This is a genomic window from Pedobacter sp. 22163 (genome assembly GCF_052045595.1).
GTDB lineage: Bacteria > Bacteroidota > Bacteroidia > Sphingobacteriales > Sphingobacteriaceae > Pedobacter.
In genome coordinates, this window is the sequence record NZ_JBQEPM010000004.1 from 311,431 (window position 1) to 326,818 (window position 15,388).

Sequence of the window (15,388 nt, forward strand, 5' to 3'; positions counted from 1 at the left end):
TAACCCATGATAATTAATAGTTTACGGAGATTTGTACCTTTGCACCCTAATTCTGAGGCGATAGCCATGTGATAGGGGATTTTGATTATGATGTACACCACAATTTTATCGGTAAAAGTTAATACCAGCAACTTTAAAATACCCTCAGCTTATTTAAAGCATGAGGTAGAGATAGATATTTATACACCTCAAGGTATTTTAGGGAATGAAAAAATAGAGCTTCTTTTATTAAATGATGGACAGGATGTGGCCAAAATGAATTTTAGCCGGATTTTGGAAGAAGCCCATCATGGTAAAAGAAACCACAGGTTAATTGTTGTGGCCATTAAAGCATCAGAAGACCGGTTAATGGAATATGGTGTAGCAGGTGTGCCCGATTTTAAAGGGCGTGGAGCGAAAGCCGATTTATACACCGATTTTGTGATCAAAGAGCTTTTGCCTTTTGTTAAAAAGAAAATTGCAATGCCAATAACTGGTAAAGTAGGTTTTGCAGGGTTTTCTTTGGGCGGTTTGTCTGCTTTTGATATTGCCTGGAATAATCCTGCTGCTTTTGATGCCATCGGTGTTTTTTCTGGAGCATTTTGGTGGAGAAAAAAAGACCTGAGCGAAGGATATACTGATGCAGATCGAATTATGCATGCAAAGCTAAAAAATACCTCTGCCAAGCCGGATATGAAATTCTGGTTAATGACCGGAACAGAAGATGAGCAGGCTGATCGGAATAAAAATATGATCATCGATTCTATAGATGATACGATTGATGTTGTTAAAATACTCCTGAATAAAGGTTATAAACGGCCTGAAAATGTTTTTTATTACGAAAAAGTTGGTGGCAAACACGATGTTCCAACCTGGGAAAGTGTAATGCCTGCCTTTTTAGATTGGGCATTTGAGGTTTAATAGCTTATATCTTAGCCAAAAGCACATTCATTTTTAAGCTTAATTTCTTTGCGCCAATTTCGTTAAGGTGGTCGGCATCGTAAAAATCCTGCGCATGGAATGAGCTATCCTGTAAAAGATTGAAATACTTGATTGTAGTATGTGAGGTATTCAATTTTTTGATGGTAGAAAGGGTAGTATTCAACTGTTTTTTGCTTAAATGCGATACATAAGATCTATAGGCCGGACTGGTAAACAATACCACCTTAATATTTTTGTGCTCTGCAAAGGCGATAATTTCATCCAATAAATGCACATTAGTTGGATATTGCAGATTATCTTTCGCAGTATGCCGTGCAGCGGCAGTTGCACCACTTTTCACTAAATCCTTGTGGTTAATTGCCTTGTAGCTCGATCCCCAGCCCAGGTTACTGCAACTAATGTCATTTTCGCCCTTTAGGTAGTGATTGTATAATCGACTCAAATTAATATCGAGTTTGTTGCTTAACATTTCAGTATTGTTAAATATTTTATGATCGGTATTGATATCGTAATAAATGCGGTAATTTTTTGCCCGCCATGCTTCAGGGCTGTTCTCAAGGCGGCCATAAAACGAAAAGTAATCAACAGGAATAACGATATATTTTAAATGGGTCCATTGGTTACTATATTTTTTTAAAATCTCCAGATCATAGTCGAAAGATTGTGAAATGTAACTCGCATTAAAACTCGATTTAATATACTTTGGGTTAATACCATAATATACATGTGAGCTGCCCAGAAATAAAATGTTTACTTCTTTAGCGTGATGATCGAGATAGCTTTTTTTATACCCATAATCGTTTGGGATCCTTCTGATCAGAACTTCAAAAAGAACAGCCAAAAGCATAATTGGCAATATAAAAACGGCGATGTATTTAGTGAATTTTTTCATAGTTAAAATTGAAAGTAAATGAATTGCTGTTCCGCCCCTGCAAAAAAGAATATCACCAGAACAAGACCGTAATAAATACCCCATCTTACTGGTTTTGGCCACGATAAGGCAAATTTGGCAATGGCATATTGCTCCATCCTGCCATTCCATTCGATTAAAATAAACAAGGCGAGTAATAGAAATAGTTTAACCGGCACTATTTGAGGAACACTGAAAAATGATTCGGAACCAATGGTAGATATCATATTAAAAGCATGCTGAACAGAATTTGCCCTAAAGAATATCCAGGCGAAAACGGTTAAACCAAAGGTTAATATAATCGCGGCGAATTCTTTTAGGCTTGGAAAAGTTCTTCCTTGCGCAACTGTATCTAAATTCGAACGGTTGGTATTGAAAACAATGGAGGGCATGATGTACAGCGCATTTAATAAACCCCAGATGATGAACGTCCAGTTGGCCCCATGCCAAAAACCGCTCACCAGAAAAATGATAAATGTGTTCCTTACTTTTGCCCAGGTTCCACCTTTGCTTCCGCCTAAAGGGATATACAAATAATCTCTGAACCAGGTGGAGAGCGAGATATGCCACCTGCGCCAAAATTCGGCAATATCCCTGGAGAAATAGGGGTAGGCAAAGTTTCTTAACAACTCTATCCCAAATAAACGTGCTGTACCTAAAGCGATATCAGAATAGCCAGAGAAATCGCAATAAATCTGAAAGGCAAAAAGGATGGCGCCGAGCAATAAAGTACTTCCCGAGTATTCACCAGAATGATTAAAAATCATATTCGCATAATTGGCACATTGATCGGCAATGACGATTTTTTTAAATAAGCCCCATAAAATCTGCCGTAAGCCATCAATCGCCCTGCTGTAATCAAAAGATCTTTCTTTTTTGATCTGAGGAAGCAGGTGCGTTGCCCGTTCTATCGGCCCGGCAACCAGTAGCGGGAAAAAACTCACAAATAATGAATAATCGATAAAGTTCTTTTCTGCCGGTATACGGTTCTTATAAATATCGATTACGTACGACAGGCCGTGAAAAGTGTAAAATGATATGCCAACGGGTAAAATGACTTTTAATGTCCATGGGTTTACCTGAAGGCCAAAATTTGCGATGGCATCAGCGAAAGAATCGGCAAAGAAATTATAGTATTTAAATATGCCTAAAAAACCTAGGTTAATGGAAATACTCAGCCATAACAAAAATTTTTTAGTCCTGTTGTTTTTGCTTTCCATCATTTTTAACCCAGTGAAATAATCCAATAATGTGGAAAAAATGAGTAAGAACATAAACCGCCAATCCCAACAGGCATAAAAGAAATAGCTGGCACCCAGCAATAATATATTTTGAGATCTTAAACGCTCTTTTCCCAGAATCCAATACAGGATAAAAACTATGGGCAGAAAAGCAGCAAAGCTAAAAGAGTTGAACAGCATAGCGTTAAGGTTAATACTTCGTTTAGGAATAAAATTAACGCTTTGTGCTGTCTGATTAATGCGGCGGGTAAATTTGTACGCAGAATTGCTTAAAGGTGTAAAATACCTGTATAGTTATTTCACGGTATTTTATCACTGGTATTTTAAAAAAATACCGGTATCGAAAATGGTCCACAAACAGCTTTTTTGTTCGCAAGCTTTTAATGCTGCATTTGCCCAGGTATTGCAGGTTTTAAAAATGCTGTAACTTCCCTTTGCTTCGTAAAAGGCATCACCAATATCATAATGGATGTTCGATTCAACCTTGATCAAATGTCCCGTTTCGTCTTTTTTGAAACTATTTAAAATATAATCGATCAGTTGTCGATATTGCGCTTTGCTGATGATAATTTTCCTACAGTTGGCATCTTCCCGTATGTTTTTGTAATAGGTGGTGTGCATAGCAGATGTACTCAGTCCAGAGATTGCCCGTAAGCCGTTACTTAGTTTAAGGTCAGAAAATTCTGGCGTTTCGAGGTAGAATTTTTTATCGCCCCAGCCTATAGCCAGGAATTGATAAGTGCTATCGGCTTCAAGCGTATTTTGGTAACTGATTTCTTTTGTCCAGTTCATTTCTGTACTAACAGCCGGAACGATGATATCGGTGTGTACGCCGTTCGTCATGATGTAGATGGCAATTTCTTTAGCGTTTGAAGGATTGGCGTTTACGGTAATGCGTGAGCAACAAAAGGCGATTAGAAAATAAAGCCCAATCAATGCGATAAAAGCAATGCTACACCTGCCTGCATATTTTAAAAACCTTTTGTTCATTTCGATGGGGTTATTTATTCTTAATACAGCATTTGAGTTTTTGGTAACCCATTAGGCTCCAGATATCGATTTTATTGATGGCGGTATCGAAAAACATGATTTTTTGTGGCTATAACTTATCTCTAACTTCACAATATGATAAAAGGACTGTTTGAAACACATATTTATGTTGAAGATCTAGCAAGATCTATCAATTTTTACAGCAATACTTTGGGTTTAACACAGTGCCACTACGAAGAAGAACGCAAAATTGCCTTTTTCTGGATCGGAAAACCCCAGGAAGCCATGCTCGGCATCTGGGAGAAGCCAAAAAATGAAATTGATATCAGACATTTTGCCTTTCGTTGCGATGTTGAAGATGTACTGAATAAATCGGTTAACTTTCTCGAATCTAAAAACCTAAAGCCCTATAATTTTCTAAACAATGGAAATCACAAACCAATGGTTTTTGCCTGGATGCCCGCTTTGGCAATTTACTTTAATGATCCTGACGGGCATGCACTGGAGTTTATTGCCATTTTGGAAGGAGAGGCTAAGCCAGAACTGGGTGTGATTTCTTATGAGGATTGGTTAAGCATATAAATTTTATTCTGCTAGTTTTGTTAGGGCTTCAGCTGCTGAACCTAAAAAGTTGATGTGTTTGCCTTTATTGCTTTCATAAATAAAATCTTTGGTGCTTTTACTTTGATATGGGCTAAAATCGCCAATAATGGCCAGGCTTACCCGGTAATTTGAAAACTTTTGGAGGATTTCTCCTGCTATTCCGTTTTTCAGTTCGAAGAAAGCAGGTGTAATGTTCTGTTCGTATATAATAATTTTATCAAAACCCTGGTAGTATAAGTTTCCCAATAAGTCTAGTCCGTCTTCTGCGTTATTAATAATTATTTCTTCGGAAAGAACTTCGGCAATATTGGTATTGTTTATGGTATGTGATTCAATTTTCATCTGTTAATTTTTATAGGCAGGTAAAAGTAATGATATTCATTTCCTTGCTGCTAATATAAAAATTATGCTTTTAACAAGAGGATCTGGTTTAAATCTGTTCGTCATGTACTATAACTGAATCGAAAACTAAATTTAGTTTTAAACTTGTTCAGGATTTTCTAACCATGCAACGGAAGGTAATAAAGGTGAAAAATATGGTACTTGCTGTTCTGTTTAAAATGAGATAATTACAACATTATCATCATATTAAATAGTGAGAGATATAGTAGAAAATCCATTTCAAAACACTATCTTTGCGCCAAATTTGAGGCGCATTTTATGCAAAAGATTAGAAATATAGCTATTATAGCACACGTTGACCACGGCAAAACTACTTTGGTTGATAAGATTTTACATTCTTGTTCTATTTTTCGTGACAACGAACAAACAGGAGATTTGATATTGGATAACAACGATTTAGAGCGCGAGCGTGGTATCACGATTGTATCTAAAAACGTATCGGTTCAATACAAAGACGTAAAAATTAACATTATTGACACTCCTGGTCACGCGGATTTCGGCGGTGAGGTAGAGCGTGTTCTGAAAATGGCAGATGGTGTACTTTTACTTTGCGATGCTTTTGAAGGTGCAATGCCTCAAACGCGTTTCGTAACGCAAAAAGCTTTAGCCCTTGGTTTAAAACCGATTGTGGTTGTAAACAAAGTGGATAAAGAAAACTGTCGCCCGGAAGAGGTTTATGAGCAGATTTTCGAATTGTTCTTTAACCTTGAAGCAACTGAAGATCAGTTGGATTTCCCAGTAATTTACGGTTCATCTAAACAAGGATGGATGAGTACAGATTGGAAAGTACCAACTACCGATATTTTCGCTTTGTTAGATGCAGTTGTGGCAAACATTCCACCTGCACCAATTAACGAGGGTACTTTACAGATGCAGATCACTTCGTTAGATTATTCATCTTTCGTTGGTCGTATCGCAATTGGTCGTGTACACCGTGGTACAATTAAAGAAAACCAACCGGTTACTTTAATCAAACGCGATGGTAAAATCGTAAAATCAAGAGTAAAAGAACTTTATACTTTCGAAGGTTTAGGTAAAATCCGTACTACAGAAGTAAGTTCAGGTGATATTTGTGCAGTTGTAGGTATTGATGGTTTTGATATTGGTGATACAATCGCTGATTTTGAAGCACCAGAACAATTACCGGTTATCAGCATTGATGAGCCAACAATGAACATGTTGTTTACCATTAACAACTCTCCATTTTTTGGTAAAGAAGGTAAATTAGTGACTTCTCAGCGTATTAAAGAACGTTTAATCAAAGAAACTGAGAAAAACTTAGCTTTAAAAGTTGTTGAAACAGCTTCTCCTGATGCTTGGTTGGTTTATGGTCGTGGTATTCTCCATTTATCTGTATTAATCGAAACGATGCGTCGCGAAGGTTATGAGATTCAGGTAGGTCAGCCACAGGTTATCGTTAAAGAAATTGATGGTAAAAAACATGAGCCGATTGAAACCTTAATCGTTGATGTTCCAGGAGAAGTTTCTGGTAAAGTAATCGAATTGGTAACTCAACGTAAAGGCGAGTTATTAATTATGGAGCCAAAAGGCGATTTACAACACTTAGAATTCGAAATCCCGGCACGTGGTATCATTGGTTTACGTAACAACGTTTTAACTGCTACAGCAGGAGAGGCGATTATGGCTCACCGTTTTAAAGCTTACGAGCCTTGGAAAGGTACAATTCCTGGTCGTTTAAACGGTGTATTGGTTTCAATGGAAAAAGGACAAACTACTGCTTATTCAATCGATAAGTTACAAGATAGAGGTCGTTTCTTCATCGATCCGGGAACTGATGTTTACGAAGGTCAGATTATGGGTGAGCACATCCGTGATAACGATTTAGTAGTAAATGTGGTAAAAGGTAAAGCATTAACCAACATGCGTGCTTCTGGTACTGATGATAATACCCGTATTGCACCGGCAATTAAATTCTCTTTAGAAGAAGCTATGGAATATATCCAGGCTGATGAGTACATCGAGGTTACACCGCAAAGCATGCGTTTACGTAAAATCTTCTTAACAGAACAAGAACGTAAAGTTAAAGGAAAGCAATTCGCTTAAACCCCTAAATCCCCTAAAGGGGACTTAAAAAAATAGATTACCAAAGCCCCGATGTAAATTGGGGCTTTTTTGCGTTTAAATAGTTTATTGAGTTGACAACTTTAATAATGAATGGACCAGGAAGTTGTCAACTCTAAGAGTTAGCTTCTTAAGCAGTGATAAAAATAATAAGGAAAGCAGTTTTAGTGCATTTTTTATTGTCAGTCCTTCTTTTCGCTAAATCCCCGATGAAACCTGTGAAACAAGCAAGCACACCATAAAAAAAATAAAAAATAGTGCTTAAATCGGGGGATACCGCTGCAATAAGGTTTAGGGGCGTTGGGACTGTGCTTATCAGCTGGGTTAGTAATTCGTCTAACTCACCAGAGTTCCGATTTTAATGGCAAGTGGAGACAACTCCATCTAAGTGGTTGCTGGTCAGTTAAATTGTTAATCAGACACGCGGTTTTTTGTCAGCATTTTTTCATAAAACCTTTGGGAATAAAAAACTAACAATTGCATGGCAATTAATTTTGCACTCAGCCTTAATTTTGTGTTTTTGCAAGCAAACTAATCATCCCAAATCATGATTAATAAAGGGTTATCCAAAATGGGTATATTTTTATTAAATATGCTCTCGCTGTTACCGCTATTTATTTTATACAGATTGGCGGATGCTTTTTATGTGTTAATATTTTATGTTTTTGGTTACCGCCGGAAAGTGGTTAAAGAAAATCTGGTTAATGCATTCCCCGAGAAAAATACTGCTGAAATCAATGCCATAGAAAAACGTTTTTATAAATTTTTCGCCTCACTTTTTATCGAAGTGATTAAAATGAAAAGCATTTCTGAAAAGGAATTAAATAAAAGGGTAAAATTTAAAAATACCGATCTGGTAGAAGCCTATCTTAACAATAACGAAAGTGTGCTTTTCTGTTCATCACATTATGGCAATTATGAATGGGTGTGCATGGCAATTGGTTTAAACTTTTCTGGCAAACATTACCCAATTTATAAACCGTTGAGCAGTGAAGCTTTTGATAATTGGTTTTTGACCATGAGAAGCAAATTTGGCAACCATATGGTGTCTATGCGTCAAACTTTAAGGGCTATTCAATCGAGTAAAAATGAACCGACAATGTTTACTTTTGGAAGCGATCAGGCACCTTCAAAAGATGAATCGAATTACTGGACTACCTTTTTAAATCAGGAATCTTCCATACAGCTAGGGGTGGAAAAAATCGCCAGAAAAACTAACCGCCCGGTTTTTTATCTGAAAATTAATTATTTAAAAAGAGGCTATTACGAAGTGGATTGTGTACCGATCTGTTTAAATCCGGCAGAAACTGCTGAGTTCGAAATCACCGAAATGCATACGCACTTTTTGGAGGATATGATCAAAGAAGCACCAGCTTATTGGTTATGGAGCCACCGCAGATGGAAATATAAGCCTGAGCAAAAGATTTCAGAAATCACCAAAAAAGATCAAAATATAATGGACGCCATGGTTTAGGCTAATCCATTTGTCTAAATATGGAATCTAACATTTTCGTGGCATAATTTTTTAAGGTGCTTTTTAAATTAGCACTTTAAAACTTTTGGTATGATTAAAAAGGGGATTTCCCATTTGGGAATATTTTTTTTAGGCGTATTATCTCTGCTTCCATTATCTGTTTTATACATTTTGGCTGATGGAACTTATTTACTACTATATTCTATTTTCGGCTACCGACGTAAAGTTGTTCGGGAAAATTTATTAAATGCGCTTCCTGATAAAACATTAGAAGAGATTTTGGTTATCGAAAAGCGCTTTTACCGATACCTTGCATCACTGGTCTTCGAGATTATTAAAATGAGCAGTATCTCAAAAAAAGAAATCGAAAGGCGTTTCATCTTTAAAAACAAAGCGCAGGTTCAGGAATATTTAGATCGGGGAGAAAGTGTGTTGATCTGTGCAGCACACTATGGTAACTGGGAGTGGGGAACTTTGGGTATAGGGCTTAACTTTTCTGCAGACCATTATCCAATTTACAAACCCTTAACCAATCCAGTATTCGATACTTGGTTTAAAAAAGTACGAAGCAAATTCGGCAATAAATTAATTGCCATGCGGCAAACCATGCGGGCTTTGCAGGCAAGTAAGGGTAAGCCGAGCATATTTAGTTTTGGGAATGACCAGGCACCTGCGAAAGATGAATCACATTATTGGACAAGTTTTATGCATCAAGCCAGCTCTGTTCAGTTAGGGATTGAAAAAATTGCAAAACGTACCAACCAACCTATCTTTTATTTCAAAGTCAATGTGCTTAAACGTGGTTTTTACATGGTAGACTGTGTACCTCTTTGTTTAAATCCAGCCGGGACCGCTGAGTTCGAAATTACTGAAATGCACACCCGTTTTTTGGAAGAAATTATCCAGGCTAAGCCCGAGTATTGGTTGTGGAGCCATAAAAGGTGGAAATATAAACCTAAACATCAACTTCTTTTTACCACAAATGAATTGCTAAAGCAGGCATAATTTCCTAAATATTTTATATTTGCTGGTATAACGCCTGCCATGAAAACTTTCAAAAAAATATTACTGTTCCTGATCTATGCATTTTTTTTATCGCTGTTCGCACTGTTTCTCTGGAAGCCTTATCTGTTAAATGTATTAAAATATAGAACGCCTGGTGCTGAAACATATAAAATTTTCCCGCAGGAAATTTCACATAAAAGTGATTCTGCCTTTCATTTTATCAGATCGGCCAGGCAACACAACGATTTAGATACCGTTCATGTCCTGGATGGAAACAATAAATCTATTCCCTTGAAAGAGTATTTAAAAAATGGGCAGATCAATGTTTTTATCGTGATAAGGAATGACAGTATTTTATACGAAAAATATGATAAGGGCTATTGTGATAGTACCTTAACCACCATATTTTCTGGTGCCAAAAGCATGATTTCTATTATGATCGGGCAAGCATTAAATGATCATAGTATTAAAAGTTTAAACGAGAAAGTAACCGAGTATATTCCCGAGTTAAAATCAAATCCTGCTTTTGAAGAGATTACATTAAAAAATCTTTTAGATATGAAATCGGGCCTGGAGTTTCAGGATGCACTAGGGGGAATTGTTAAGGCATTTTTTTCTGATGAAGCCAAGTATTATTATACCGATGATATGAAAGCCCATTTGATGAAAGTTAAACTGGTGAATAAACCCGGCACGGTTTGGAAGTACAAAAGCATTGATCCGATTGTGTTGGGCTGGGTTTTGCAAAAGGCAACTGGAAAATCGGTAGCCCAATATTTTGAAGCGAATGTGTGGAAGCAGATCGGTACGCAATATAACGCCACCTGGGGATTAGATCAGGTTAATGGTTTAACAAACACTGCAAGTCGCTTTCAGGTTACAGCTATCGATTTCGCCAAAATTGGTCGATTATATTTAAATAAAGGCAAATATAACGGGAAACAGATCGTTCCGGAAAGCTGGGTAAATCAATCGATAGATATAGGTGCCGAAAAACCTGCATCTGCAAAAGGCTGGCAAAAATCAGCCCATCACTATCTTTGGTGGATTCCACAAGAAGGTGATAATGGCGATTATGCTGCTGAAGGCATGCTCGGCCAAAGGCTGTACGTTGATCCGAAAACAAACACCATTATTGTACAGTTTGCCGATCACGGCGCAGGGAATTATCCCTATCGGAAAATCAGCAGGTATCTGAGTGGATTGCCATTCAGTTATCCGAAAAATTAATAACCACTGAGAACACCGAGTTTTCACAGAGAGAGAGACGAGTTAAGCCGACTATTTTGTTCGCTACAGACTCAGGGGTAGATAATATTCCATGTATTCCGTACTTCCGTGACGAATATATTATTTCACGTTTAAACTATCCTCTGTTTCCTCTGGATATTTCTTCGTGAACTTTGTGGTAAAAAATTTATACATATTTCCATAAAATAGTACATTGCCTCTACATGGAAAATAACGATGTAAGAATTTCGAAAAAGAAGCCGATTTTTCCGGTAACGCCTGCTTTGCAGAAATATTTACGTACTTACCAACGCGAAGCGAAATTGCCCATCGGTTATAACGATTTAATGCAGTTTAACGAAGCTTTTCCTTTAATGGATAAGTTTGGTAAAGACTCGCTCTGGGAAGGACCGATTTATGCACAGGATTTAATTGAAACTTTGCATGATGGTTTAAAGGAAATTTATGCGAACTTAAAAGCATCAGGTAATTTGCGAATCGTTGAACACAAGTACATCGATAAAATTGAATATTGCACCTTCGGAAATACCCATCCCTTCCGTATCCGCATTGTAAACCGTTTAAATGATGTTTACGATTATTTCTATATTAAAAAAGCCGATGCTTCGCGGATTTATGGCTTGGAAATGGAAGAAATCCTTTCGCCCAATCAGGTAAATTATCTTGTTGATGGCGATACTTTGGTAGAAGAGCATATTGCAGGGATTCCGGGTGATGTTTTTACAAAAGGACAATTATATACACCCGAGTTTAATCCCACCAGGATAGCAAAAGAATTTGTAAAGTTTAACGAACGTTGTTTGATTATGCTTTTGGGCGATATGCGGGCCTATAATTTTGTAGTACAGATTACACCCGATTTTGATGATATCCAGTTTCGTATCCGTGCAATAGATTTTGATCAACAGTTTTACGAAGGGAATTTAAAGGTTTATCTGCCCCAGTTTTTTAAAGAGAACTTGCCTTATGTGAAAATGAGTATGGAGCAGCTGACGGAGAAAACCGTATTGCAGTACCAACAAGAAGAGCGATCGTCTATTGTACACCGTGTAAGAAGCGAACGCCACCGGTTAACCGATCTCCGCGACGTTTCGAACAAAGAAGAACTCACCACACCGGAAAATATCGCGTTGCTAAAACAGAGTATGAGTGAGTATTTTAAGGATGTAAATTATTTGCGCTGTAAAACCATGACTGATATTATCGAACTGAATATCAAAAATATCATCAGACAGGTTAAGTTATAAATTTTTTGGTGTTGGATATTACCATCCAACATGGAAAAGGGCTCAGATGGGTAATTCTATTTTACTGCGAATAACGCTCCGTCAGATGGTAACATCTGACGGCACAAAAAAAGACAAAAATAAAAACGGCTGACAAATTTGCCAACCGTTTTTGAGTGAATCTAGAAAGAGCGTCCAAAGTTTTTAGGCGTGCTGCCCTTCGTGAACACCTTCGGCAAATTCTTCTACAATTTTATCGTTAAAAGCAGGTAAATCTTCTGGTGTACGGCTCGTAACCAAACCCTGGTCTACAACCACTTCCTCATCTGACCAAAGTGCGCCTGCATTGATTAAATCCTGTGAAATGTTTTTTACTGAGGTCATTTTTCTGCCTTGAACCACATCTGCATTAATTAGGGTTTGAGGCCCATGACAGATTGCTGCAACTGGTTTCCCATCGGCAAAGAAAGATTTTACAAAGGCTATCGCATCTTCGTTAACACGAAGCTGATCAGGATTGATAACACCGCCCGGTAGCAACAAACCGTTATAATCTTCGGCATTTGCTTCCGAAATGGTTTTGTCTACATCAACTTCTATCGACCAATGATCATGGTCCCAGGCTTTTATTTTTCCACTTTTTGAGGAGATAATGTGAACGGTTGCGCCCTCTTCTTTTAACCTTTTAACTGGTTCGGTTAATTCTACTTCTTCAAATCCGCTTTCTGTAAGTACAGCAATAGTGCGGTTACTTAATTGTCCCATAATCTTTAATTTTTTAATAGGTAATATATTAAAGACAGTTCAGGAAAATTATTGTTTTTAGAAATTTGAGATTGCGATATTAATTAACTCGATCGTCATGCTGAATTTATTTCAGCATCTTCAGGTAATAATACTGTCTAGTTAGATAGATTCTGAAACGAGTTCGAATGACGTCCGATAAGAATACTAATCGTTCGTTCTACGGTGCTTAACAAAATACAAGGCTAAATTACATGCAATAATAATATGATTAAAGATATTCGGTACTAAACCATAATATTTAGTAAAGATTTTAAACCGCTCTTTTAAGCTCTCGCGGTGTTTTTTCTTGCTCATGCCACCAACCAGATATTTGGCTACATAGCGGTGAACGTTCACAATATTAGATGCTTTTTTAGCTGCTTTGATAATCCAATCAATATCTGAGCTATACTTATAAGTTAAATCGTACGGTGTAATAATGCTGCGGCGAATGTAAATGGCCTGATGGCTAATGTTCATGCCGTATTTAAAGCTGGTCCAATCAAATTCTTCGGGTGCTTCGTGCCTTCTGCGGCCTAAATTTTCCCAGTTATCATTGTACATTTCTGTTTCCCCGTAATAAATATCGGCACCGGGGGCAGAGGCAAAAACATCTTCTACTGTTTGTTCATCATAAATCTCATCACCCGAGTTCATAAACAAAACATAATCGCCTGTTGCTAATGCTAAACCTTTGTTCATGGCATCATAAATGCCTTTGTCTGGTTCTGATACAATTTTCGAAATCTGATCTTTGTAACGCTCAACAACCTGCAAAGTACCATCGGTAGATGCGCCGTCTATCACAATATATTCAATTTTTTTATAGGTCTGTTTAAGGATAGATTGAATGGTACGTTCGATATCGCGAACGTTATTGTATACAATGGTGATGACAGTTAGCTTTGGCAAGGGATTGCTTTTTTGGATTGGAGTAAATTTAATAAAGATTGCTTGAATTTTTCTACCCGAATTGAAAATCTATCTGCCAAAAATTTTTAATTAATCCAATACTATTAGGGGAAGCATAATGTGTTGTAAATCAACCTGCTGCTGGCGTATCGTTATGGGTCTGCTAATTACAGTAACACTCTTTTTTGTTCAGATTTTATTTCGGTTGTAAATCAATCAGTGTTTCGTAAAGATGGATATGCTCGGCAGCGATTACTTCTTCCGAGAAATCTGTTAAAATACTCAATCTTGCTGCTTTTTGGATTTCTTCTTTATTTGGACGGTGGTACAGCCACTCAATGCCGTTTGCTAAATCTTCCGCATTTTGATACTCTGCGAGATAGCCATTCTGCATGTGTTTCACCATATCAGGTATGCCACCTGTGGTAAAAGCAACAACGGGTGTAGCGCACGACAAACTTTCCATCACGGTATTGGGGAGGTTATCTTCCAATGATGGCGTAATAAAGGCATCAGCAGCAGAATAACATTTTGCCAAATGATCATCTTTATTAATTGTGCCTAAAAAAGTGGTTTTGAAAGGAAATTCGGGCATTTCGGCATTTTCCTTATTTCCAAAAATAACCAATTCAATGTTTTCTTTTTGTATTCCAGGCCTACGCGATAAAATTTCTAATGCTTCGATTAAATAGGGGGTTCCTTTATGTTTGTCGTTTTTTGAGGGCATAAATCCGCTCATCAGTACAAACTTATCAGGATTGATCTTTAAGATTTTTTTCGCTTCCGATTTAACATAAGGTTTAAAAATTTTTGTTTCAATCGTATTCGGGATAACTGTAGCTTTCCTTGTGCCTAATAAACTGCTGAACTTTATCGATGCAGCCATCCATTTGCTAGGCGCCACAATGTGGAAATTCAATTCTGTATAAGCTTTTTGCTTACGCACCCAGGTTTTATGCGAAATATCATTTTTGCCGCTGATTTTTAAAATGGGGCAATTACCGCACTGCTGGTGAAAATTTTCGCATCCGTAACGCACATGGCATCCACCTGTAAAAGCGTTGCTGTCATGAAAAGTCCATACAATCGGTTTTTCCAACTCATCAAGCTGGGCTAAAAATTTAGGATTTAAAAAACCGTGGTTTATCCAATGTAAATGGATGATATCGGCATTTTTAACATCTGGGTGATTAATCACCGAACGGCCGAACCATTGCAAACTGAAAGGAGTTTTTACCGATTTACTCAACCATTTGGCAAAATATCTTTCAGATAGGATATTGTAAATGGCTTTGGCTTTTTGAAAGGGCGACTTACTAAAGGTATCTATCTTCGGATTTTGACCAAATTTATAGTAAACCAATACTTTTGAATCGATTCCACTCGCATTTAAGGCATCACTTAAACGCAAACAGGCACGTCCTGCTCCGCCATTTCCATCATAAGTATTTAGGTGTACTACTTTCAAATCAATCAAAAATACATTTTATTGTTTACGAATATAAAATCTGTTGTGTATTTTCATCCTAATATTTTTATTGCTTTTTAATTGTAGGATGGAGCCTTTGATGTTTAAAATAATCAT

The 15,388-nt window shown here is 37.2% G+C and carries 14 protein-coding genes; 7 read left to right on the forward strand and 7 right to left on the reverse strand.

The features are described 5' to 3' along the window. The first annotated feature begins 87 nt into the window (after positions 1-87). On the forward strand, positions 88-900 hold the full coding sequence (locus ACTJKN_RS12495; RefSeq protein WP_440825380.1) for an alpha/beta hydrolase: 813 nt from the start codon (positions 88-90) through the stop codon (positions 898-900). Between the two features lie 4 nt (positions 901-904). Here the strand turns inward: ACTJKN_RS12495 and ACTJKN_RS12500 are convergent, their stop codons facing one another. From ACTJKN_RS12500 to ACTJKN_RS12510, 3 genes are all read right to left on the reverse strand, one after another. Further along, on the reverse strand, positions 905-1,813 hold the full coding sequence (locus ACTJKN_RS12500) for a DUF1574 family protein (RefSeq protein ID WP_440825382.1): 909 nt from the start codon (positions 1,811-1,813) through the stop codon (positions 905-907). A gap of 2 nt (positions 1,814-1,815) precedes the next feature. Next, positions 1,816-3,252: an MBOAT family O-acyltransferase gene (locus ACTJKN_RS12505; protein ID WP_440825384.1), complete on the reverse strand. Its 1,437-nt coding sequence runs from the start codon at positions 3,250-3,252 to the stop codon at positions 1,816-1,818. A gap of 132 nt (positions 3,253-3,384) precedes the next feature. Continuing rightward, complete coding sequence (locus tag ACTJKN_RS12510; RefSeq protein WP_440825386.1) at positions 3,385-4,062, reverse strand: TIGR02117 family protein; 678 nt, start codon at positions 4,060-4,062, stop codon at positions 3,385-3,387. 135 nt (positions 4,063-4,197) lie between these two features. Between ACTJKN_RS12510 and ACTJKN_RS12515 the strand changes: the two genes are divergently transcribed. Beyond that, on the forward strand, positions 4,198-4,644 hold the full coding sequence (locus tag ACTJKN_RS12515; RefSeq protein WP_440825388.1) for a VOC family protein: 447 nt from the start codon (positions 4,198-4,200) through the stop codon (positions 4,642-4,644). A gap of 3 nt (positions 4,645-4,647) precedes the next feature. Here the strand turns inward: ACTJKN_RS12515 and ACTJKN_RS12520 are convergent, their stop codons facing one another. Further along, positions 4,648-5,007 carry a DUF4180 domain-containing protein gene (locus ACTJKN_RS12520; RefSeq protein WP_440825390.1) on the reverse strand — a complete coding sequence of 120 codons (360 nt, stop codon included), beginning with the start codon at positions 5,005-5,007 and terminating at the stop codon, positions 4,648-4,650. Between the two features lie 318 nt (positions 5,008-5,325). Between ACTJKN_RS12520 and typA the strand changes: the two genes are divergently transcribed. The 5 genes from typA to ACTJKN_RS12545 all read left to right on the forward strand — a co-directional run bounded on the left by typA (position 5,326) and on the right by ACTJKN_RS12545 (position 12,126). Then, entirely contained in the window at positions 5,326-7,131 is a 1,806-nt protein-coding gene (typA, locus tag ACTJKN_RS12525) for a translational GTPase TypA (RefSeq protein ID WP_230142195.1), read from the forward strand. Positions 7,132-7,696: 565 nt separating this feature from the next. Continuing rightward, positions 7,697-8,623: a lysophospholipid acyltransferase family protein gene (locus ACTJKN_RS12530; protein ID WP_440825392.1), complete on the forward strand. Its 927-nt coding sequence runs from the start codon at positions 7,697-7,699 to the stop codon at positions 8,621-8,623. 90 nt (positions 8,624-8,713) lie between these two features. Then, complete coding sequence (locus tag ACTJKN_RS12535; protein WP_440825394.1) at positions 8,714-9,628, forward strand: lysophospholipid acyltransferase family protein; 915 nt, start codon at positions 8,714-8,716, stop codon at positions 9,626-9,628. A 39-nt stretch (positions 9,629-9,667) separates the two neighbouring features. Next, positions 9,668-10,858: a serine hydrolase domain-containing protein gene (locus ACTJKN_RS12540; RefSeq protein ID WP_440825395.1), complete on the forward strand. Its 1,191-nt coding sequence runs from the start codon at positions 9,668-9,670 to the stop codon at positions 10,856-10,858. Between the two features lie 224 nt (positions 10,859-11,082). Next, positions 11,083-12,126, forward strand: a complete 1,044-nt coding sequence (locus ACTJKN_RS12545) for a hypothetical protein (RefSeq protein WP_440825397.1) — start codon at positions 11,083-11,085, stop codon at positions 12,124-12,126. 183 nt (positions 12,127-12,309) lie between these two features. Here the strand turns inward: ACTJKN_RS12545 and ACTJKN_RS12550 are convergent, their stop codons facing one another. The 3 genes from ACTJKN_RS12550 to ACTJKN_RS12560 form a co-directional block, all read right to left on the reverse strand. After that, a complete protein-coding gene (locus ACTJKN_RS12550; RefSeq protein WP_215130039.1) occupies positions 12,310-12,870 on the reverse strand; it encodes a type 1 glutamine amidotransferase domain-containing protein in 561 nt (186 codons plus the stop codon). A 186-nt stretch (positions 12,871-13,056) separates the two neighbouring features. Then, entirely contained in the window at positions 13,057-13,803 is a 747-nt protein-coding gene (locus ACTJKN_RS12555; protein WP_440825399.1) for a glycosyltransferase family 2 protein, read from the reverse strand. 196 nt (positions 13,804-13,999) lie between these two features. Continuing rightward, on the reverse strand, positions 14,000-15,280 hold the full coding sequence (locus ACTJKN_RS12560; protein ID WP_440825401.1) for a glycosyltransferase: 1,281 nt from the start codon (positions 15,278-15,280) through the stop codon (positions 14,000-14,002). Positions 15,281-15,388 lie beyond the last annotated feature (108 nt).

What these genes read in the sequence shown, in the direction of transcription:
- ACTJKN_RS12545 (WP_440825397.1), top strand. Translation starts at nt 11,083, where the DNA reads ATGGAAAATAACGATGTAAGAATTTCGAAAAAGAAGCCGATTTTTCCG.
- ACTJKN_RS12510 (WP_440825386.1), bottom strand. Translation starts at nt 4,062, where the DNA reads ATGAACAAAAGGTTTTTAAAATATGCAGGCAGGTGTAGCATTGCTTTT.
- ACTJKN_RS12515 (WP_440825388.1), top strand. Translation starts at nt 4,198, where the DNA reads ATGATAAAAGGACTGTTTGAAACACATATTTATGTTGAAGATCTAGCA.
- ACTJKN_RS12540 (WP_440825395.1), top strand. Translation starts at nt 9,668, where the DNA reads ATGAAAACTTTCAAAAAAATATTACTGTTCCTGATCTATGCATTTTTT.
- ACTJKN_RS12550 (WP_215130039.1), bottom strand. Translation starts at nt 12,870, where the DNA reads ATGGGACAATTAAGTAACCGCACTATTGCTGTACTTACAGAAAGCGGA.
- ACTJKN_RS12500 (WP_440825382.1), bottom strand. Translation starts at nt 1,813, where the DNA reads ATGAAAAAATTCACTAAATACATCGCCGTTTTTATATTGCCAATTATG.
- ACTJKN_RS12495 (WP_440825380.1), top strand. Translation starts at nt 88, where the DNA reads ATGATGTACACCACAATTTTATCGGTAAAAGTTAATACCAGCAACTTT.
- ACTJKN_RS12535 (WP_440825394.1), top strand. Translation starts at nt 8,714, where the DNA reads ATGATTAAAAAGGGGATTTCCCATTTGGGAATATTTTTTTTAGGCGTA.
- ACTJKN_RS12530 (WP_440825392.1), top strand. Translation starts at nt 7,697, where the DNA reads ATGATTAATAAAGGGTTATCCAAAATGGGTATATTTTTATTAAATATG.
- ACTJKN_RS12505 (WP_440825384.1), bottom strand. Translation starts at nt 3,252, where the DNA reads ATGCTGTTCAACTCTTTTAGCTTTGCTGCTTTTCTGCCCATAGTTTTT.
- typA (WP_230142195.1), top strand. Translation starts at nt 5,326, where the DNA reads ATGCAAAAGATTAGAAATATAGCTATTATAGCACACGTTGACCACGGC.
- ACTJKN_RS12520 (WP_440825390.1), bottom strand. Translation starts at nt 5,007, where the DNA reads ATGAAAATTGAATCACATACCATAAACAATACCAATATTGCCGAAGTT.